The sequence below is a fragment of the Metabacillus sp. GQ13 genome (genome assembly GCF_059758525.1).
This window is the reverse complement of sequence record NZ_JCAXET010000002.1, coordinates 331516-353717: the sequence shown is the minus strand read 5'-3', so window position 1 is coordinate 353717 and position 22202 is coordinate 331516. Positions and strand designations below refer to the sequence as shown.

Annotated in this window: 16 protein-coding genes; 1 reads left to right on the top strand and 15 read right to left on the bottom strand. The window is 34.8% G+C overall.

Going from position 1 to position 22202, the window contains the following annotated elements; all coding sequences use genetic code 11:
• Positions 1-15 precede the first annotated feature (15 nt).
• Positions 16-978 carry a cytochrome aa3 quinol oxidase subunit II gene (gene qoxA, locus AC6CHR_RS03735; RefSeq protein ID WP_498247142.1) on the bottom strand — a complete coding sequence of 321 codons (963 nt, stop codon included), beginning with the start codon at positions 976-978 and terminating at the stop codon, positions 16-18.
• 813 nt (positions 979-1791) lie between these two features.
• Here qoxA and cyoE point away from each other — a divergent pair.
• Positions 1792-2709, top strand: coding sequence for a heme o synthase (gene cyoE, locus AC6CHR_RS03730; protein ID WP_498247141.1), 918 nt, complete (start codon positions 1792-1794; stop codon positions 2707-2709).
• A gap of 32 nt (positions 2710-2741) precedes the next feature.
• Here the strand turns inward: cyoE and ybaK are convergent, their stop codons facing one another.
• From ybaK to AC6CHR_RS03660, 14 genes are all read right to left on the bottom strand, one after another.
• Complete coding sequence (gene ybaK, locus AC6CHR_RS03725; protein WP_498247197.1) at positions 2742-3209, bottom strand: Cys-tRNA(Pro) deacylase; 468 nt, start codon at positions 3207-3209, stop codon at positions 2742-2744.
• 158 nt (positions 3210-3367) lie between these two features.
• Positions 3368-4186, bottom strand: coding sequence for an SPL family radical SAM protein (locus AC6CHR_RS03720; protein WP_498247139.1), 819 nt, complete (start codon positions 4184-4186; stop codon positions 3368-3370).
• The gene (locus AC6CHR_RS03715) at positions 4183-4731 is read right to left on the bottom strand and encodes a methylated-DNA--[protein]-cysteine S-methyltransferase (RefSeq protein ID WP_498247138.1); all 549 of its coding nucleotides are present in this window, start codon (positions 4729-4731) and stop codon (positions 4183-4185) included. Before AC6CHR_RS03715 ends, AC6CHR_RS03720 begins: the two co-directional genes overlap by 4 nt.
• Positions 4732-5081: 350 nt before the next feature.
• Complete coding sequence (locus AC6CHR_RS03710; RefSeq protein WP_498247137.1) at positions 5082-6083, bottom strand: glycoside hydrolase family 43 protein; 1002 nt, start codon at positions 6081-6083, stop codon at positions 5082-5084.
• A 138-nt stretch (positions 6084-6221) separates the two neighbouring features.
• Positions 6222-10346 (bottom strand): carbohydrate-binding protein, encoded by a 4125-nt coding sequence (locus tag AC6CHR_RS03705; RefSeq protein WP_498247136.1) that lies wholly within the window; start codon positions 10344-10346, stop codon positions 6222-6224.
• 306 nt (positions 10347-10652) lie between these two features.
• Entirely contained in the window at positions 10653-11072 is a 420-nt protein-coding gene (locus tag AC6CHR_RS03700; RefSeq protein ID WP_498247135.1) for a hypothetical protein, read from the bottom strand.
• Positions 11073-11128: 56 nt separating this feature from the next.
• Complete coding sequence (locus tag AC6CHR_RS03695) at positions 11129-11974, bottom strand: carbohydrate ABC transporter permease (RefSeq protein ID WP_498247134.1); 846 nt, start codon at positions 11972-11974, stop codon at positions 11129-11131.
• A gap of 3 nt (positions 11975-11977) precedes the next feature.
• Positions 11978-12877, bottom strand: a complete 900-nt coding sequence (locus AC6CHR_RS03690; RefSeq protein WP_498247133.1) for a carbohydrate ABC transporter permease — start codon at positions 12875-12877, stop codon at positions 11978-11980.
• A 145-nt stretch (positions 12878-13022) separates the two neighbouring features.
• Complete coding sequence (locus AC6CHR_RS03685) at positions 13023-14276, bottom strand: extracellular solute-binding protein (protein WP_498247132.1); 1254 nt, start codon at positions 14274-14276, stop codon at positions 13023-13025.
• Between the two features lie 213 nt (positions 14277-14489).
• Entirely contained in the window at positions 14490-16286 is a 1797-nt protein-coding gene (locus AC6CHR_RS03680) for a glycoside hydrolase family 2 protein (protein WP_498247131.1), read from the bottom strand.
• Positions 16287-16312: 26 nt separating this feature from the next.
• Complete coding sequence (locus tag AC6CHR_RS03675; protein ID WP_498247130.1) at positions 16313-18070, bottom strand: glycoside hydrolase family 2 protein; 1758 nt, start codon at positions 18068-18070, stop codon at positions 16313-16315.
• Between the two features lie 398 nt (positions 18071-18468).
• On the bottom strand, positions 18469-19530 hold the full coding sequence (locus AC6CHR_RS03670) for a GntR family transcriptional regulator (RefSeq protein ID WP_498247196.1): 1062 nt from the start codon (positions 19528-19530) through the stop codon (positions 18469-18471).
• Between the two features lie 329 nt (positions 19531-19859).
• Positions 19860-20879: a Gfo/Idh/MocA family protein gene (locus AC6CHR_RS03665; protein ID WP_498247129.1), complete on the bottom strand. Its 1020-nt coding sequence runs from the start codon at positions 20877-20879 to the stop codon at positions 19860-19862.
• A 329-nt stretch (positions 20880-21208) separates the two neighbouring features.
• Positions 21209-22135: an aldo/keto reductase gene (locus AC6CHR_RS03660; protein WP_498247128.1), complete on the bottom strand. Its 927-nt coding sequence runs from the start codon at positions 22133-22135 to the stop codon at positions 21209-21211.
• Between the last annotated feature and the right edge of the window lie 67 nt (positions 22136-22202).

Sequence of the window (22202 nt, the reverse complement as noted above, 5' to 3'; positions counted from 1 at the left end):
GCTGTTCCTCCCCTCTTAATGATGATGATGATGAGTGTTCGATTCATTGTCTGAATCTGACTCTACTTTATCTGACTCTTTATTATCATGAGATTTTTCGATAACCCCATATTTCTCTCTAATCTGTAGCGCATATTCTCCTGAATCCATACCATGATCAACAATATCTAGGTGTGTTGATGAAAATGTCATTTCATCGACTGTTCCAGGTAACATTAATTTTTCGTAAGTTTCTTCGATTAATTTTGGCGCATTTTCTTGTGTTTCTTTCACCCATTCTTCATATTCTTCTTCCTTTAAGGCAACAAAGTCAAATTCATGATCAGCCATTTGCTCGCCTGTAAAGTTGGAATTTCTACCATCATACACCCCTGGCTCATCTGCCTGAAGATAGAGATCATTGACCATTCCTGGCATACCATATACCTGGCCACCTATTTGCGGAACCCAAAATGATGTCATTGAATCAGCAGAAGTAACTTTGAAAAGTATCGGATGATCCTCAGGTACATTTAGATAATTCACTGTTTCAATGTTTTCCTCAGGATAACTAAATATCCATTTCCAATCAGCGGAGGTAGCATGAATAACAATAGGATCTTTATGAGCTGTATCCTTTGGAGGTTCCTTTAATTCATAAAGGGCATTAACTGTTGGTATTGATAAAGCAGTAACAATGATAATCGGAATAATCGTCCAAATAATTTCCAACTTGGTACTTCCGTGCATTTCTGGCTCATAATCTTTATCGCTTCTATTTTTATGATCACGATATTTCACAACAATAAAGGTAAACAAGACATAAACAATAACAACAACAACAAGCATAAAATAGATTGATAGCATAATAAGATCACGTTGTTTTTCAGCAACTGGCCCTTTCGGATCTAGGACAATCAGTTCGCTACAACCACTTAATACAAATAGAAATAGTAATCCTGTAATTAGAATTAAATATGGTTTCATTTTTCTGAACATCTTTGTTCACCATCCTTTCTAACCAAAATTTCGAATCATATTATACGATTTAAATAACAATGTAAGTAATCACCTACATATACTACCAAATGGTATGAAAAACGGAACATCAGAAACCTACTTTTTGATTCAATTTAGATAAGTTTCGAAAATTAGACGAAGTTTCTTCACAATTTGTCAACAATATTGGAAAAGAATTTATATCTTGGAATATTAATCAGAACGTATCTTATAACGATGATAAGTGAAGGCTGTTTCGCAAAGATTGATGTTTTCCGTACAAAGTACTAATGTACACGTTGTAAGTATATCTTCGTGCTCTTTTCGCAAAATTTCTCTGATATTCCTCTGGAGATTGCTTGAATTTACATAATACTAGAGCAACAAACTTTTAGAAAAGAGCCTAAGTGAAAAACATTCCCCTTACATGACTAGAAAAAAAACGTATAATGAATCAGAAACGGTTGATTAATAATTAAAGTATAAGACTAGAATGCTATCTATTAAAATAGCTCTAGCTAAAATGTACCTAAATTGCAATAGCTTTTTGACAATAATGTGTACTTTACAATATAAAGGACAATATCACTATTTTCCCCTCATAATAAAGAGGAGAATTACTTTTATCACGACAAAATTAAAGAATCAAAACCTAGACTTACAATTGAATGAAGTATAAAATTAAATTTCCTACTTGGCTTACAAATACAAGTGGGATTTTACATGTCACTGGAGTAAATTTATTAATTCTATGATTTCATGGATCCTTTTTAAAATAAACCTTGAAATTGTAATAAACTGAGGAGAATGATTGTGAAGGACACAGAAGTGATTATTAAAGATTCATTTTCCATGAAACACTATTATTCATGGAAAATGTTACGATTAATTATAAAAACTGGAATTATTAAATCTAATCTGATGGGGATGTTTGCAGGACTTTGTTTTGCATTATATATATATGACTTCAGCTTTTTTGAAAAACTTCCCATTATACTGGTCTCCTTAATTGGGACATCCTTAATAGTTGGTGGGTCTGGGGCTATAAATAACTATTATGACCGCGATATTGATTCCTTAATGAAGAGAACAAAAGATCGTCCTACTGTTGATGGGTCTATTCATCCAATATTTGCGTTATGGCTAGGTATTATACTGGTTGCGATTGGAATATCACTATTATTAATCGTGTCAAAAATGGCTGCTTTCATGGGCTTTCTCGGATTTTTCTTGTATGTATTTCCCTATACAATCTGGACTAAACGGACAACGATTTATAATACCGAGGTAGGTAGTCTTTCTGGTGCAATGCCTCCACTTATTGGCTGGGCTGCTATTTCATCTGATCTTCTACACCCTGTTGCTATAGGATTATTTGTTTTTATGTTTTTGTGGCAGCCTCCTCATTTTTATGCAATTGCACTTAGACGAATGGAAGAATACAAAGCTGCGGGCGTACCAATGCTTCCTGTTATAAAGGGGGTTCACCGAACAAAGGTTCAATCCCTTTTATACCTAATCCTGCTACAATGCGCTTCACTACTATTTCTACCATTCAGTAAAATCATTACTTTTAGTATGTTTGGACTAACCTTTATATGGATGATTCTTGGTATTTGGGGCTTTAAAAAGCTTGATGATGCGAAGTGGGCAAAGTTAATGTTTATATTTTCACTAAATCACCTTACAATACTCTTTGCATTAATGATCATTATCTCGTTAATCGGTTAAAGACGATAAATAAAATGAGGATGCATCAAAGGTCACTTTGGTTCATCCTCATTTTTTATTAAATGAATAAACTTTGCATCTACAATGTCTGCAAGGTCCTTAGGGTCAATTTCTAACTGTGAACCTATCCTCCCGGCACTAACAATAATTGTCTTTAAATCCTTGGCACTACTGTCAATGTAGGTTGGATAGTTCTTTTTCATGCCTATTGGCGAGCACCCACCGCGAATATAACCTGTCCATTTCTGAAGGTTTCTCACAGGGAACATTTCTAGCTTTTTCTCACTTGTCGCTTTTGCTGCCCTTTTCAAATCAAGTTCTTCAGCTACCGGAATGACAAAGATATAAAGATTGTGTTCTCGATAAGCTACTAACGTTTTATAAACCATTTCTTTTGATCTGTTTATTTTTTCAGCAACTTCCAATCCATTTATCTTCCCATCAGCTGTCTCATAGCTCAAAATATTGTATTCACATTTATGTCGATCTACGATTCTCATTGCATTCGTTTTACTACTCACCTTAGTCATCCCTTTTCGTTTTATACTATTAGAGGAAGTTCAAAAAGTCCGGGAAAAATAGCTGTCGAATTTCGGCGTCAGCTTGCAACTCCTTGAACTTCTCCGCTCTTTTTGTCCTCCTTTTTGAACACTCACTATTAAGGTTCGAATCCTTGCTGACTCACATAAATTTGATTTTTTGGAAAAACATGAGACAATCTCTCATATATTTTTTTATACGCATGCGGACCATACCATTCTTCTAAACCAAGCGTTTGGTACTTTTTATAAATACCTAGTCGTTTCGTCCGATTTCCGCCACTACCATCACCCATATAATAATCATCGATGCAAACACGATCAACAACAGCATGAAGTTTACCTGGAAAGTGTTCACCACTAGGTAATACTGGGGCAATGGCTACTTGAGACGGTATACCTGCTTGCTTTAATAACTCAAGTGTCTTTAACCTAGCCTGAATGGGAGGTGCATCAGGAGTAAAGTGCTTTCTGATTGTCTCTGAATCAGTTTCAACTGTCATGCTTACTCTTACCTTCTCCTTTAATTGTTTAAGCAAATCGATATCACGTCGAACAAGTGGACTTCTCGTCTGCACTAATAAAAAATCTGGTGGATCTTCTACCATTACTGCTAGCAATGATCTGGTCACTTTTTCCTTATGTTCGATAGGCTGATAAGGATCTGTGCTCGAGGACATGAAAATAGTTACCTTCCCTTTTGCTTTAGCCCTACGGAGTTCTTTTCTTAACAAATCAGCTGCTCCATTTTTTATATCCACCCAATCTCCCCATTCCCCATCTCGAAAGAGGGATACTGGCATTTGCCGGACATAACAATAGGAACAACCAAAGGAACACCCTGTATAGGGGTTTAACGAATGACTGTAACCCGATAGAAATCCTGTACCTTTATTTAATATTGTCTTTGGATTTTTATAGAACCATTCACTTTTCATGAAGGTTCCTTTTCTAAATTCCTGACTAAATCTTCCTTCTCCAAACCTAATAGTTTCGTCTTCATCCCCAATCCACCACGGTAACCAGTAAGTGAGCCATTCTTGCCAATTATACGATGACAAGGGATAGTAATTAGCACTGGATTTGCACCAATTGCAGCTCCCACTGCACGCACTGCAGATGGTTTATTTATCGTGTTTGCGATATCTGAATAAACTCTTGTTTGAGCATAAGGGATTTCACAAAGTGCCCTCCATACAGCAAGTTGGAAAGGTGTCCCCATATAATCCATGGTAAAGGTGAAATTTGTCCTTCTTCTCTCTAAATATTCGATCAGTTCCTTGGCATAAGGTTGAAGTTTTTCTTCATTTTCAACAAGAATACTTCCAGGTTTCTGCTTTTCTGCCCATGCTGATATTTCATCAATCGAACTATTTTCTGAACCTACGTAGCATAAGCCCTTCGATGTCGCAGCAATAAACATTTCCCATTCGTTACATTTTAATAACGACCAGTAAATGATCGTTCTATTCTTTGTATTCACACTCGAAACCTCCTAATTATAGCCCTTTTTAAACGATTGTTGTTTAGTACCTAAAAAATCACATTGAGTCTTTTCCTCTAGTCAGCAAGGCTATTTTCAAAGAAAATGAAATAGTTTAAAGCGAAAAAAGCACGATACATACTACATACGTATAGGTGCTTTTCCATAAACAACATCCTTACGAAAACATTTATTTCAATGTGATTGACAATATTATCAAGGTGTATGGTCTATTTTTAAAAAAGATAAATGTATATATTAAGGATTTACTATTATAAAAGGAAACACATAATATTTACTTCATTATATACTAACCTCATGCTAAACCTTAAAGAACTTCTCCTAGATTCCTACAATTCTCCTGAAGGTTTGAGCATAGGTGTATAAGCCGGAAGTGGTGTTCCAAAATTAGGTGTTCCATTTTGATTCCAGCTGAATTTTTGAATTCTAGGGTTGCGAAGATGTCCCAATCGATGATCGCCTTCATCCTCTGAAAAAGAAAAGGCATGGTAAACGATTAAATCCTCCGTTCCATCTGGAGATTGAGTAAAGCAATTATGACCAGGGGAAAAGGCTCGATTCTTTACATTCTTAACAAAAACTGGTTTTGGATTTTTTACCCAAGAAGTAGGATCCATTAAATTATCTGTGTCACTTGCTGTTAGCATTCCTAAACAATAATCATCTGACCATGTTGCACTTGCAGAAAACACCAGGAATATTTTCCCGCTTCTTTTAAGAAAAATTGGACCTTCATTAATGGCCATTCCCCCTTGTTTTTCCCACTCTTCTGTCGGAGCTGATATTAATACGTTTTCTCCATTCAGTGTCCATGGATTATCCATTTTTGCTATATAAAGAGCAGATCCGTAGTCGGGAAAATGTCCGTATCCTGAATATAGGAAATATAATTCATTTTTATGCTGAAGGACTGTTCCGTCTAAACCTGGTAACTCAGTATTCACAGCACCTTTGAAATTCCATTCATCAAGTAATGGATCTGATGAGGAACTTTCCAATACACAGATCCTCCGTGTGTCATCTCCTCCACCATCATTAGCAGTAAAATAAATGTACCATTTTTCATTTATATAATGGATTTCCGGTGCCCAAATATTGTAGCTATACGGACCTTCTGCTGGAGGAATCCAAATTATCGTTTTCTTTGCTTTAGAAATTCCTGTGATCGTCGAACTCTTCCATAGAGCTATGCAATTTCTTAAGGTAATTGTAAAGTAATAGTTTCCGTCTATATGTTTATGAATATATGGATCGGGCCCACTTTCAAGAATAGGATTCATAAACGTAGATTTTTCCCAATCACGATTGTTGTCTTTATTCTGTGTCTCCATAATATTCCTCCTTATCAGAGTTAACTTTTAAAATGAAATAAATTCTCTTTATAATAATAATTAAATGGTTTTCCACTTAATACAGACTCAATAATAATAGGTAGCTACATATGTACTACCTATTATTATTTTTTTGTCTTACTTTTTATCTTCTATTATACTCTGTAATATCAAAGAATCTTCATCCAGTACTTTCTTTGCTTTTCTAGATAGATTAGCTTCCTTATCCTTTTCAAGAAACTTTCTAAAGTCATTTAAATGTTTAATCGATTGGTCATTTTTACCTTTGTCCAAATGATGCTTCGACTGATCCAGCTTATTGGTTAATTTTTCATAAAGACTGTGCTCAATATTCCCAGATGTATTATACAAATCAAGCAATTTTTGTATTGACGAATGACTTGGTTCTAAAGGTTTCACAAGAAAATTATCAAATTTCGTATAATTATATTGTGATCTAAGCCCTACTTTCCCATGTGTAAATGCAGTACTACTGTTATCTGTATAATCAATTAAAGGGTTAACCATATCTCCAACAAATACTTTTATATTTGTTCCTTTTACCGTAACTTTCATATGCTGCCATTTATTTAATGGCTTGCTTATTTCTGCACCTTCTAAATATGTCCAATTATAATTTGATTTCCCTAAGTGAACTCCGTCCTTATTGATATATGCAACATAACCTTGCATAAAATAAGGATTATTTTGCCCTAGCTCTATGCCATTAGCTGGATTATTCACTCTGAAGATTAGACCTCCATCACCGGTTCCAGCTCCAATATTGATATCTGTTTCAATCATGTAGTCTTTCCACTTACTATCTCCAATGACAGATTTGGCAAAAGTGCCTGGTGCTGTACTGTATTCTCCTTCGGTAATCTGTTCTTTTTCTTCATCATCTAATGATAAATCAATACTTCTAAAGTCAAATTCCCCTTTTACCATTTCCACCTTAATTGTATGTTTCCCAGCTGGTAAAGAAATATCTTCTTTAATGACACTTGCCCAGTTATCCCATCCACCTGTCCTAGGAACATCGATAATTCCTGTTAAATCAACAGTGTCATCAAGCCATAATCTAATTTGACTTCCTTCCAAATCAGTTGTGACTCTTAAATCTAGTTTATAGTGCTCATTTTGTTCAATATCTACATTATATTTCAACCATTCACCTGCTTGATTCCAGCCAACATTATAGCCTCCTTCGGGATTAACACGGATATCTACCGCATCTCTTCGATATTCGCCACCAATATTTTCAGCAGAATTATCATGATAACCAACACCCTCGCCACCTGTTATATAATCAGCAGCCATGATTTTTCCAGGCAGCTTCTTATGTTGATCAAACCCGTGCAGTGTAAGTCTTGATAAATCAAATTCTCCTTCTACGATAACTACTTTTAATGTGTGCTTTCCTGCTGGTAATGAAATATCCTGTAATGAAACATTTTGCCAATTATTCAAACCACCCGTATTTGGAATGTCTATTTCTCCTGTTAAATCAATCTCGTCATCTAAGATGAGTTTTATTTTCCCTCCATCTTGGACTGAAGAAGCAACTATATCTAGTCCATATGTACCTTCTTCAAGAACGTCTACATCATATTTCAGCCATTCACCTGTTTGATTCGAACTAACAGCGTAGCCACCTTCCGAATTTACTCGGATATCTACCGAATCATCTCTGTATTTTCTACCAATATTTTCCGGGGTTCTATCATGATAGCCAACACCCTCTCCGCCAAGATTGTATTCTGCTGCTTCAATAATACCCGGCAATTGCTTATGAATATCAAAGGATGTGAAGTCTAATCTAGTAAAATCAAATTCGCCTTCTACTATTTCAACTTTAATCGTGTGATTTCCCTCTGGCAATGTGATTCCATTTTTAATAACAGGCTGCCAATCATTCCAATCATCAGTACTAGGTACATCCAGAACTCCTGTCAAATCAGTCTCATCATCTAACCATAAACGGACCTTTGCATCCTTGAATGTAGTCGCTGCGTTAAGCTGGACATTATAAAGACCTGTTTCTTTTACAGATACATTGTATTTAAACCATTCACCTGTTTGGTTCCAACCAACCGCAGTACCACCTTTTGGATTATCACGGATATCAACTGAATCTCCTCTTAAGGCGCCACCAATATTTTCAGGTGTTGTTTCATGGTAAGCTACCCCTTCTCCACCAGTAATATAGTAGGCAGCATCTATTGAACCTGGTATTGGTTTGTATGCATCAAATGTATTGGACTTATTTGTATTAACTGTCCAAAACCCTTCTATTTCCTCCCACTCATTACTAGTACCATCATTGAAATCAGATAATAACACATCAACTTCTTTGTTCTCTTGGACGTTCATATTAGAAAATTCAAATGTTCCATTCTCTACGATCACCTTTATGGTATGTTGTCCTTTGGGTAAATCGATCCCCTCAATTGAAAGTGTTTTCCACTCATCTGTTTTAGGTATTTTTATGACTCCTGTCAAATCAACAGAGTCATCTAATACTACTTTTACTTGGGTATCATCATTTGATGCTGACACTCTTAAATCCATATTGTATTTGCCATCTTCGGCAACATTTACATTGTAGTTTAGCCATTCACCTTTTTCATTCAAAATTACATGATTTCCGCCTTCTGAATTCTCTTTAATATCAACGGCATCTTGTCTATATTGTCCGCTTATATTCTCCTTTGTTGTGTCATGATAGCCTACACCTTCGCCACCTGTATTATAATGAACAGCCTCAATCTTTCCTGGTAAAGGCTTGTACGCATCATACACATTACTTCCATCTACTTTATTGCTGAAAGCTGTATAACCAAATGCTGCATGGATATCTGATGTTGTGTATCCGATTTTCCCCTCATTAAGATCGTTAATTTCTCTAGTTTGCTTTAGCATCCCGTCAACAAAAATCTTAAAATCTGAATCATTCTTTTCTACCCTAATTTGATGGAGCTTCCTATAGTCATAGTCTTCTGGAAGATCAGACGTTTCCCATGCTTGATCCACTCCATTTACACGGAAGAAGGTTTCAAGTTGATTCTTCTTTGGACTAAGTACAGCCATTCCATAGTTATCTTCATCCGTATAGGAGAACACAGCACCAAAGCGTGGATTACTACTACTACCTTGATTGATTGTCTTCATATTAAATTCAGCTGTGTAGACTGCGGAGGTGCTATCTGATGTAATTTGTTTGTACCAATTCGTATCACCCTTTGTTGTTTGCTGAAGCCAGCCTGACATGTCTGAGGCAACGGTCCAGTTTCCTCCACTTATATTCTCCCAATCTTCAATGGATGATTGGGAGAATCGATCACTGAAGTCAGGTAAATCTGGGTTAGGCTGAGAAGTAGTTGTTGGTCCAAGAACCAGCATTTTATCTCCATTCCAAGCAATTCGATCAAGATTCATGTATCTTCCTGGATTTGCATGACTATGGTAAACCATATACTCAGAGTCAAGATCTGGTCCTCGGACAACTGAATTATGACCTACCCCTACATTCGAACCCTCTGTATTAATTAAGATAGGGTTTTCAGATAAATTCTTAGAAAATCCAGATATAGGAGAATCACTGCTAGCATAATCAACACGGTATGCTTTGTTCCACACATGATTACCGGTATAGGTCATATAGTACTGATTATTTCTTTTTAGGATGGTTGCTCCTTCTGTCCAACCATTCATTTGTGCTCCAGTATTTGATAATTGACCAAATGTATATGGGTCAGTCATCGGTCGGGCATCAATTCTCTGATCACCAGTACTGTAGAAATACCATTTACCGTCATCATCAATAAACACATGTCCATCGATACCCATTCCAAGGTTTTCCGTTTGTTTCACAAATGGTCCCAGTGGATTAGAACTTTTATACACATAATGACCATTTCCTCCTGGGGATGTATACATATAAAAATCACCGTTCCAATAGACAACCTCAGGTGCATAGGCAGCCTTTGTTGTTGGTTCCTTAGTAACTAATCCACCATATTCCCAATTCACTAAATCCTCTGACTTCCAAGCTTTTACACCACTCTTGTCATCTACTGTACTTACATATAGATAGTAAATACCGTTATGTTTTAAAATATAGGGATCTCCTTCTCCATAAAACACTCCCGTATCCCACTCCCAAGAATCTGATAAATTAAATGGGTTATGATATGCAAATGTTGATAAAGGGATTGATAAAAACAGGCTTACAGCTATTGCTATTGATATTAATTCTTTCAAGAAAAATCCTCTCCTTTTTAGTGAGCTTCAAACACTTTGAAAACTATTAAACTATCATTCTAAATTTCCTCTTTTTTGTAAACGCTCGCATTTAATGGGACGACATACAAATAGTTAATTTAATACTAGATATTTAATGCGGACTTTTCTCCTTATACATTAGACACAAAGATATACCCGGTTATTTCAGTAAAAATAGAAAATAAAAATCAATAGCTAACCTAATAAAGGGAAGTAGTCTTTACTTTGGTTATACTATTGATTCTTTTAATGAATGTGGGGTTATCTTTCATACTGTCCTTTTACTTACTGATTTTGGAACTGATAGTTTCCCAACTTTGATATTGGTTTATTCTTAGCTAATGCTAGAATTCCTGAAGATAGAAACATTAGTGAACCCAAAACATCCATCACTAAATACGAAGATAAACCTAAAAACATAAACCATATAGGTTTCTTAATTTCTGCTTTATCATCTTTCAATGTTTTAGCTAAATATAAGTTTAAAATGCCTAATATAACAAATAACATGCCAAAGGTTACTGAAAACATGTACATACTGCCAAAAATTGATTGGACTGCTTCTAATTTTGCAAGAGAGTTATATGAGGCATTTAATCCCTCTTTTTTAATAAAAGATGCATAAACAAAAATGGTAAGGAGCCCTGAGACTATCTGCCATACGGAACCGATTATTACTAATCTTCTCTCTAGCTTTCTATTCATCATTAGACCTCCTATTCTTTTTTGATAACTATGACGATAAATAATCATACATTCTATTAACCCTTAACACCTGAAGACAATGAAAGTGATTCCATAAAGTATTTCTGTGTAAATAAATACAGAATAAATGTCGGAACAATAGCAATGAGAGCACCAGTTAATGCATGAGCAATATCAAGTGCATACATACCTTGAAGTAGTTGTAGTCCAGGGGTAATTGGCATCATTTCAACATCATTAAACACGATAGAAGGCCATAGGAAGTCATTCCAAGATCCAGTAAATGTAAACAATGCTACAACAGTTAACACAGGTTTAATAAGTGGCAATATCAATTTAGTGAAAATTTGAAAATCCGAAGCACCATCCACTCTTGCCGATTCATCAAAATCCTTCGGAATACCTTGCATAAATTGTTTTACTAAGAAAATATTAAACACTGCAGCTGTACCTGGAACAATTGCTGCCAAATAATTATTTACCCAACCTAATGTATCAATTATTTTATATAGTGGGATCAGATTGACAACTGCTGGGAACATCATTGTTGCCATTAAAAAGATAAAGATAGCATCTCTGCCTTTGAATTTCATTCTGGAATAACCGAAACCCGCTAATGAAACAATTACTAAAACTATTACCGTTTGTGACACCGAAATAATAAGTGAATTCAAAAACCACTTTGCAACAGGTGCACTTGAGTTTTCAAATAGGACATCTTGATAATTACTAATTACCCAATTAATCGGTAAAATGGTAAAGCCGTTTGATTGAATATCCACTTCACTCTTAAACGTTGTTACTATTGTATACAACAATGGAATGACCCATATGAACGCCATAAATAGTAAAAAGATGATAGAAATAACTTTAGATACAGGTTTTTTCTTCAAGTTAAACACCTCCTAATCACGTTGTCTTAAAAAGAAGAATTGAATTGCAGAAACGACCATAATACATAATCCTAAAATAACTGCCATCGCTGAACCAATACCAGCTATAGAAATACCTGACCCAAACGCATTCTCTTGAATGTACATTAATAATACTGTAGTAGAACTAGACGGCCCACCCTTTGTTAACATTAGTGTTTGCCCATATACGTTAAATTGTGCAATGGTCGTAATTACGACCGTATATAGTATTTGAGCTCTTATACTTGGAAGTGTAATTCTAAAGAACTTTTGGACACTATTTGCTCCATCTATTGAAGCAGCTTCATATAAATCCTTTGATATTCCGTTAAGAGCAGCCTGATAAATAATCATATTTGCACCAATTGTCCACCAAACGGTTACTAAAACCAATGTAATCCATGCGTAAGGTTGCATAGATACCCAGTTTGTATCTACATTAAGATAATGATTGATTGGTCCGAAGGAAACATGGAAAAGCATCGAAAACACAATCATTACAGCAGAAACCGAAAACAACGTTGGCATGTAAAATAATGCCTGGAAAAATTTCAAACCCCTTGGTTTAGTATTAAGACCTGCAGCTAATAGTAAAGGAACGGCAATACATGCCGGAACAGTAAAAAGCACAAATTTAAATGTATTTCCTAAACCAATACGAAGTTGATCATAAAAGGTAGACTTTTCATTAAATAAAAGTTCCGTATAATTTGCTAATCCTACGAATTCTGGATCTCCAATTAGATCCCAATTAGTAAAGGAAATATAAATACCATATAATGTAGGTAATAGAAAAAAGATGCTAAATAAAATTAAATGTGGACCAATGTATAGATATGGAGATAAATTCAATCGTTTTTTCCCTGAGGTTCCCACTATTGTTGAGGTCATATTTACCTCCTTGTTCTCTCCGGTATTTATCATAGTATTTAACTCCTATTCTATAGTTATCGAATAGAGAGAATCCCTTTATCAAATTAGGAATTCCCTTAGTTTTTTAATAACCATTACTAATAAAAAATATATTTATGTAATCCTATTTTTTATTATTTGCGGCTATTTTATCTTCAACAGCTTTTTGAGCCGTTTCAAGTCCTTTATCAATATCTAATTTCCCAAACATTGCATCACCGACTAATTTGTCAATCTCTTCAACTACAAAGCCATTATACTTGTAATCAAAGATTTTAAGAGATTTTTGTAATTCAGGATCTTCAACTAAAAATGATTGTGGCATTTCTTTGAATTCAGACTCAGCTAATGTTGCTAAAGCTGCTGGGTTTTGTCCTGCTTTTGCCCAAGGAAGGGAATTTTCTCTTACAAAGTCAAGAAAATCCATTATTCCTTTTGTTTTCTCTTCATCCTGGTTTTCGTCATTAAACATAACGAATTGATGTGAAGACGTCCAATTTACGATTTTATCAGGAGAAACTTGTGGAAAACTAGTTAAGCCCCATTTTAATTTTTTGGCCTCATTTAAACTATTTTGCATCCATATCCCTTCTGGATAAAAAATTGCTTTACCAGATTGAAATAATTGACCAGGATCTTCTCCATCTTTGTTAGCAATTTTGTCATCAACTAAACCTTTTAATAATTCAAGAGCTTCTTTAGCTTCCGGAGTGTTTAGAGTTGGTGTTTCACCATCACTAGAAATATCTCCACCAAGTTGATTGTAAATCGATAAGAAAATTGGTCGAGTCCATGTTAATCCAATACCTGTAATGCCTTCTTTTTGAGATATTTCTCCAGCTTTTCTAATTTCATCAAATGTAATAACATTATCGTCGAGAGCATTTGGCGCATATTTTTCAAGCAATTCTTCGTTATAATACATAACAAAACTGTGCACATCTAGTGGAACACTATACCTACTACTATCAATATCTCCAATATTCCATCCAGCTGGTACATAGTTATCTGCTTTTATTTCTGGATAATCAGCTAATTTATCATCAAATGTAGATAACAAATCATTTTCCACAAACTGTTTAATTCTTTCAGCATGTACAATTGTCAGATCTGGAATTCCTTTCCCTGAATTAACAACGGTTGGAATTTTCGTATACATATCATCTGCACCAATCGACACGTTTTTAACCTTAAACTCTGGATCTGTCTTATTATATTCATTAACAATTTGTTTCATATTTTCACCATCTGGACCTGTGAAAGGATTCCAATATAAGATTTCATTTTTAGCTGAACCAGAGCTAGATGAACTACATCCTGATAAAGCCATTACGAACACAAATAGTATTGAGAACATTAATAGTGATTTTTTCTTCATTTTTTTAACCCCCTGAGTTATTATTTACAATCAGCTCTAAGCCTACTATTATATACCTATCATCCCCCTTCTAAATTAAGCGTTTTCATTGATGGGAACTACCATATCTACTATTTTATTTTTATATAAATCTTTTGACTGAAATCCATAGATTTCGGTCAAAAGAGATTTCACAACTCTCACTAAAACAACTAACTATAGGATCTTTTAAGATTACTTTACAACGGCTATATGCCACATATCATTGATTTCGCGTATCTTTTCCAGTTCACATTTCGGTTTTCGATCATATGTCAATATACCATTTATTTCCTGTTCTACATCTGTTAATTGTGTATAACAGAAACCATATATTGCACTAGATTCATATACAGCTTTCATAACTCGTTCATAATCCTCTAAATAATCTTCCTCATTGGTAACTGATGTATAACCCCAGCCATTATCACCTCCAACTTTATAACCAATTCCACCAAACTCAGTTAAAAGTATAGGCTCACCGCAGTGTTCATATCCCTTAGTATAGATCCTTCTTCCTGCCGGTCGTGAATGAAGTAAATCATCAGTAGTTTGAAGAGAATTCCGAAATTCATTGTATTTTTCAATTTCATCCTTTTGTCCATGATTATAATTATGGATGGCACATATATCCGTTTTCGTTAATTCCCAACCATCATTTGAAATCACTAATCTGGTTGTGTCAAGTGAATGGATTAAATGATACATTGCTAACGAATGATGCTTTTGTTGATCATTATTTGAAATAAGTGGAACTCCCCAACTTTCATTTAAAGGAACCCACGTTACAATGCAAGGATGATTATAGTCACGATCAATGATTTCAATCCATTCATTTGTTAAACGAGAAACAGCATCCTCGCTAAATGTAGGTGAAGCTGCACATTCTCCCCATACTAAGAACCCTAATTTATCTGCCCAATAAAGGAAGCGAGGATCTTCCACTTTCTGATGCTTCCGACAACCATTAAAGCCCATCTCTTTCGATAATTCGATATCTTTCTTTAAATCTTGATCTGTTGGAGCAGTTAATAAACCTTGTGGCCAATACCCTTGATCAAGTACTAATTTTTGATAATATGGTTTGTTGTTCAAATAAACCATTCCATTTTCAGTATGGATTTTCCTCATACCGAAGTAAGAAGTTATTTCATCATGAATCGTATCCTCTTCTATCACTCGAATATCAACATCAAATAAATTTGGTTTTTCTGGTGTCCAATTCCACCCTACATGGTGGAATCCAGTTCTAAAAATTTTTCGATTATAAAGATTAATCGTTCGTTTTGTATACTTTTCATTTATTTTCACTTTTTCATTTGCAACACTTATTCCATTAAAGGTAATATCGATTTCAACATCCTTATTTAGATAGTCCCCAGAAATTTCAAAATCAATATCAATATCACCTTTATCTATATCGGGTGTGAATCTAACCTTATTTAGATGCGTATTGCTCACTGCTTCCAACCATACTGTTTGCCATATACCAGTTGTCCGTGTATACCAGATCGCGTCTGATTTTTCCAACCAATATTGTTTTCCTCTTGGAATTGTTTCATCTGTAGAGGGATCTTCAACTCTTACTACTAGAGATTGCTTCTCTCCTTGTAAATAGCTTGTTATATCGAATGAAAAGGGAGTGTGTCCACCTTCATGAGAGCCTACTAGTTTTTCATTCATATATACCCGTGCTCGGTAGTCAACGGCACCAAAGTGAAGTATCATTCGCTTCCCATTCATCAACTTTGGAATTTCAAATTCCCTACGGTACCACACCCAATCATGGAAAGTAGGATCGTCAATTCCACTAAGTTCTGTTTGATAAGCAAAGGGAACATTAATTTTCCGTTTAAACACTTTGCTTCTATCAAACCAATTTTCTTCTAATCCTATATTTTGATCATCATACTCAAAATCCCATTCTCCATTTAAATTTAGCCAATTATTTCTCTTTAACTGTGGACGTGGGTACTCTTCTCTAAACGTCATAAAATACTCCTTTTTGTTATGGACTCTTACTTACAATTTATCTCTTTAATTTTCTTAAGCTCGACCTTTGGTTTCCTATCTTCTGTTAGTAGACCATTGATTTCCTGCTGAACGTCGGTTATTTGTGTGTAACAGAAGCCACTTATATATGGTATATCTTTTATAGCTTGTGTGATAGATTCATAGCGATGTAAGAAATCTGCCTCACTTCCAACTTGATTTCCATATCCCCATCCTTTTTTTGAATTGAATGCAATACCACCGTACTCACTTATAATGATTGGTTGGCCATTATAACTATATCCTTGTGCCATCGCGTGTTTGAAATTGTTGAAAGCAATATCATTGGTTACAACTTTCTCTTTATTTTCATAACGGGATAAGAATTCTTCACCATATTCAACATAATCATGCAGAGTGATAATATCTGATACTGTATGCTCCCAACCATCATTAACAATAACAGGCCTCATACTATCAATTGCTTTTGTAAGATGGTAGATACCCTCAGTGAATTTTTGTTGCTTTCGATCGGAATAGATATTCTTTACACCCCATGATTCATTAAATGGTGTCCAAGTTATAATGCTAGGGTGATTATATTGTTGTTTAACGACTTCGATCCACTCTTCTGTAAAGTTTTGTACAGCTTCATCTGAAAACTCATAGGTTGCAGCCATTTCAGACCAAACGAGAAGACCCTTTTTATCAGCCCAATAAAGGAATCTTTGATCTTCAACTTTCATATGTTTTCTAACCCCGTTAAAGCCCATTTCTAATGTCTTTTCAATGTCCTCGATGATTGCTCCTTCAGTAGGCGGTGTTAAATGCGATTCCTCCCAATACCCTTGATCTAAAACAAGTCTTTGATAGAGCGGAATATTATTTAGGAGTACGTTGCCATTTTCTATTGAAATCTTTCTCATACCAAAATATGATTGTACTTTGTCAATGAGTTTTCCATCCTTGTATAAAGTAAATTCAACATCATACAAATTAGGAGCTTGTGGACTCCAATGAACAACTCTCCAATGATGAAATTCACTGGCAATATTTATTTTAATTGTATGATTTGGACGGTTAACTGTTAGATCAAATGTTTTGATCGGCTCCCCTTGAAAAGATATAGATGTTTTTACAACTAGGTGTTGATCAATTCCCCCTGAAAATTCGTAAGAAAACTCCACTGATTCCGTATCAATATCTGGGATTATTTTAACTGCTTTCACAATCACTTCGTTTACAAACTCAAGCCAAACTGTTTGCCAAATTCCTGTTGTTTGGATGTACCAACATTCATAACTTTCATCAAGCCATCTTTGTTTTCCACGTGGTTGAAAACAGCTTTGGCTATCTTCGCTTTTCACTACAATGTTACATTCATTCGAATCGTTTATGTAGTCAGTAATTTTAAAAGAAAAAGCAATTTGCCCACCTTTATGTTCACCAACAAATGTTCCATTCACCCATAGCTTTGTTACATAATCTGCTGCCTGAAAATGTAGTACTACCTCCTTATTGTGATACTCACTAGGGATAGTTACAGACTTTTGATACCAAACATTTGCACAAAATGTCTCCTCTCCGATTCCGCTCGCTTTTGTTTCATATGAGAAAGGAACAATAATCTTTTTATCAAGTTTTGTATCTTTGTACCATTGTTCCTTTTCACCTTTATTGTCTTTATCAAATTTGAAATTCCACTCACCGTTTAAATTTAGCCATTCTGCTCGTTCAAATTGCGGTCGTGGATATTCACTTCTAGGTATTATTAGATTTGTCATTTAATCTATCTCCTTATCTTAGAAACTTTCACTATTAGTTATTTCAATCACAATTATGAATGTGTTTACATTTAGAATTTTATAGAAATTAAATGCATATTTATATACTAATTATAGTATAAAATATACCTTTTATAATAAGTTATGAAAATTCACTTCAACTAAATTTCTTTCTCATTAAAACAATATAATTTTAGGGACTTTTTATTATTAAAAGCGCTTACACTTACAAGTCTATAATGTTTGCACCATTAATATCATACTATATTTAGTATAAATTATATTTTTTATATCAGAACAAGAGTAATTATTAAAATTGATAAAATACAAAAAGCCCATATACAAGGCAGTAATTTACTTAACTGCCCTTTATATGAGTTTTAAGCTAATTGAAATTATTAATATACTACACCTTCTAAGGATTGCTCATTTTCGCTGGTTCTTAGTTTTACTGGTACAAAAATTCTTTTCGGTTCATATTTCCCTTCAATTTGTTCCAACAATAAATGAACGGTTTGTTTACTACATTCATTAATGTTCTGATGGACGTAAGAAATCCCTGAAATCCCAGGAGGGTCAAAAGTTAGTATCTCAATGGATCGATTTGTTTCCTTGAAAATTGAATTAATTGCTAAATAAGTATACTGCGCTAATTCAGCATTCATCGTTAAAACCACAGTCATCTCAGGCTTATTCACGATGAATTCTTTAATAAGTTTAGGTGTTTTATTCCGAGAAATGTCATTAAATTTTAAGGTCAACCACAGATTCTTATTAATTGTAATTTCTCTTCTTGAAAAGGCAGTCTCAAACCCTTTAGTTCTCTCAATCGTTACAGTATTAGTAATAATTGGTGACACTAGTCCTATATTTTCATGTCCTTTATCCAATAAATAAGAAACTGCTTCAAATGTTCCAGCCTCATTTTCCGAAGTTACGCTATAAGTTAATATATTCTCCATATATCTATCGATTAAAACAAACGGGAATTTATCTAATGATAATCGAAGTACCGATTCATTGTACGTTTCCTTTTCAGTTGGAAAAATAATCATTCCCTTAACTCCCATTTCCCTAAACATCTCTATTGCATCCGCTTCTTCAAATTGAGACTCTCTCGTTATTTTCACCAATAAGTTATACCCATTTTTAGAAACATACTTTTCAATATAATTGACAAACTCCTGTTCAATCTTCGTTTTCATACTTGGGAGAATGAAGCCAATGATTCCTTTTGATTTGTTGTATTGACTTGTGGAACCTGTTAAATTACTTTCACAAACAAAAGTCCCTTTCCCTTTTACTCTTTCTACAATTCCTTCTTCTGCAAGTCCAGATAGTGCATTTTTGGTGGTAATTTGACTAACATGAAATTGCTCAGTTAATTCTTTTTCAGAGGGAACACGATCACCAACACGGAGTTTACCTGTTTTAATTTGATCTTTAATTTTATTTTTTATTTGTTGATATAGCGGCTCGTTTTTAATTTTTTCTCACCCTTAAATAGTATCATTATAAAATTCATATTAATTATACTAACTGCAAGTATATATTTCTATAGTTTCTTGAAATGATAAAAATGTATACTTGTAAGGGGAACCTAGGGAATATCTTTCTTTTGTTAATGCTGTCTGGAGCCTCACAGCTTAGATAAAATGATATTGAAAACGAATTAACAATAAATAAGTAACATAATTGAGAAAAACGTGAAATGAAATGGGGTGTATATCTTATATTGATACATACTTTACTTTTTGGATAAATCTACACTTTTTATGATACTAAAGAATTAAATCTCTATGTTTATTTTCTTACCCGTCCTCGCACTTTCAATTGCTCCAAATACCATTGCCATACTTTTAATGTTATCACTGCTATCCGTTTCAGCTATTCTATTCTGTTCAATCGAGGTAAACATTTCATCTAAGCAGCCCCAATGCCCCTCTTTCCCGGACCATTCACAAGGTACTTCCATTCTTTTAAAAGGATTAATAAACCCTTTTTCTTTCGTATCATCGATTACTTCACAAATAGGTGGGTGATCTCCATCCCAAAGGACTGATCCCTTCTCGCCAATCGCACGCCAGCTACTTTCCCATGAGGTATGAAATCCTTCAGCACTCCATGAACCTCTATAAGTGAATACAGATCCATCACTCATTTCAAAAATACAAATTGACGATGCATTTCCTTTATACCAGGATCCCTTTGGATTATATTCATGACAATAAACTGAAACTGGATCAGCACCAGAAATAAGGCGTGCTTGATCAAAGGTATGAATGGCCATATCTAAAATTAAAGGACTATCCATTACGGTTCTAAATCCATCAAAATGGGCTCCTAAGAAAAAATCAGCATGTAAGGAACCTATTGTCCCTACTTTACCCGTATCTAAAAAGTCTCGGAAAGCCCGAATTTGTTTAAGATAGCGGCGATTTTGCATAACAGCGTATTTCTTTCCCGTATTTTCTGAGATTGCTAATAACTCTTTTGCTTCCGTCATACTCTCGGTCATCGGTTTTTCACCAAAAACATTGCAACCAGCTTCTAGAGCAGTTGTTACAACGTATTTATGACTTGAAGGAATTGTAATGTCTAAAACAAGATTTGCATCTATATTCCCTAAAGCTTCTGAAAGTTCAGTAAATACAGGAACTTTTAATTGACGTTTTTGAGCCATAGCCTTGGCTGTTTCTATATGTATATCAACAAGTGCAACAACCTCAGCATTTTCCCGTGATTCAACATAATCTAACCATGTATTTGACATACCACCGCAACCAACTACTATGATTTTATGTACCATGAAACATTCCTCCTATTTAATTCACTTAAAAACTACTTTATTAAGCGAATAGTACATCACTACTTATTACGAAATCCAATCTTTTAAAAAATGGCAAAGTACTTAAGCGGACAACGTCGAATACATATAAATAAATAGTGTTTTTTCAACTGAAAACGCTATACAAACTACATTTTCAACAAAATGTTACTGCTTTTTTAAAAAAATTACAAACCTTTTCTACAGAGATCAAACGTATGACTATTTGCTATTATTGTGACTAAACAAACGAAATAGAGCTTGGAATCTTCCAAACTCCTTTTTCCGTTTCCTATAAATTTTTCGCACTGTTAAACATATTCTAACCAGTTGCGTTCTTCTACTGTCAACTTAATAGTAGATCCTTTATAACAAGAGAGTAATTCTTCTTCGTTTTGAGCGCCAATTAGTGCACAAGTTGGAAAAGGTTGATTTAACACATAGGCAAGTGCTATCTCAATAGTGCTTGCTCCCTTTTCCTTACCTATCTCCTCTGCTCGGCGAAGTCGTTCCCAATTCTCGTCACTGTAGAATACACGTACTAAATCTTCATTGCTTAGGTCTTCCCTTGTAAATCGTCCTGTAAAGAAGCCTCTTGCCTGCGAGGACCAAGAAAGAAGCGGAAGCTGGGTTTCTTGATGCCAAGCACAATCTGCGGCATAAGCAGAGACACATCCAGACCAAAAGGGTTCTCTTGCTTTAGCTAAACTAAGATTTGGACTATTAAAGGTAAAGCCTACTAGTCCGTTAGCTGCTGCGTATTCATTTGCTTCTTGGATACGAGCAATAGTCCAGTTTGAACACCCGATAGCCTTTATTCTTCCCGCAGAAATATGTTCATTTAATGCATCAATAATCACACTAACAGGTACAGAGGGATCATCTCGATGCAAAGCATATAAATCGATATAATCCGTTCCAAGACGCATTAAACTTTCGAATAAATCATTGGAAATGGCTTCAGGATTTACACGTGGACCAGTGTGGTCATGATGGGCTCCTTTTGTCAGAATGATGACTTCGTCACGATTATCCCTGTCTTTTAACCAATTGCCAATGGCGACCTCACTTTCACCACCGCTATAAATATGTGCTGTATCAATCGTATTTCCACCTATTGCAATATAACGGTCCAATACATGACAAACTTTTTCATAGACACTGGGGCTAAAATAATCTGATCCTTGGATAAGCGTTGTTACCGGTTTGTTTAAGCCTTGAATGGTAATCGTGTTCATATCTTACCTCCCATTTACATCTACTAGACGTTGTTTTCATAAACATAAGCTTATTTCGTTTCGATTA

What these genes read in the sequence shown, in the direction of transcription:
- qoxA (WP_498247142.1), bottom strand. Translation starts at nt 978, where the DNA reads ATGTTCAGAAAAATGAAACCATATTTAATTCTAATTACAGGATTACTA.
- ybaK (WP_498247197.1), bottom strand. Translation starts at nt 3,209, where the DNA reads ATGAGAATCGTAGATCGACATAAATGTGAATACAATATTTTGAGCTAT.
- AC6CHR_RS03720 (WP_498247139.1), bottom strand. Translation starts at nt 4,186, where the DNA reads ATGAAAAGTGAATGGTTCTATAAAAATCCAAAGACAATATTAAATAAA.
- AC6CHR_RS03710 (WP_498247137.1), bottom strand. Translation starts at nt 6,083, where the DNA reads ATGGAGACACAGAATAAAGACAACAATCGTGATTGGGAAAAATCTACG.
- AC6CHR_RS03700 (WP_498247135.1), bottom strand. Translation starts at nt 11,072, where the DNA reads ATGAATAGAAAGCTAGAGAGAAGATTAGTAATAATCGGTTCCGTATGG.
- AC6CHR_RS03690 (WP_498247133.1), bottom strand. Translation starts at nt 12,877, where the DNA reads ATGACCTCAACAATAGTGGGAACCTCAGGGAAAAAACGATTGAATTTA.
- AC6CHR_RS03685 (WP_498247132.1), bottom strand. Translation starts at nt 14,276, where the DNA reads ATGAAGAAAAAATCACTATTAATGTTCTCAATACTATTTGTGTTCGTA.
- AC6CHR_RS03680 (WP_498247131.1), bottom strand. Translation starts at nt 16,286, where the DNA reads ATGACGTTTAGAGAAGAGTACCCACGTCCACAGTTAAAGAGAAATAAT.
- AC6CHR_RS03675 (WP_498247130.1), bottom strand. Translation starts at nt 18,070, where the DNA reads ATGACAAATCTAATAATACCTAGAAGTGAATATCCACGACCGCAATTT.
- AC6CHR_RS03665 (WP_498247129.1), bottom strand. Translation starts at nt 20,879, where the DNA reads ATGGTACATAAAATCATAGTAGTTGGTTGCGGTGGTATGTCAAATACA.
- AC6CHR_RS03660 (WP_498247128.1), bottom strand. Translation starts at nt 22,135, where the DNA reads ATGAACACGATTACCATTCAAGGCTTAAACAAACCGGTAACAACGCTT.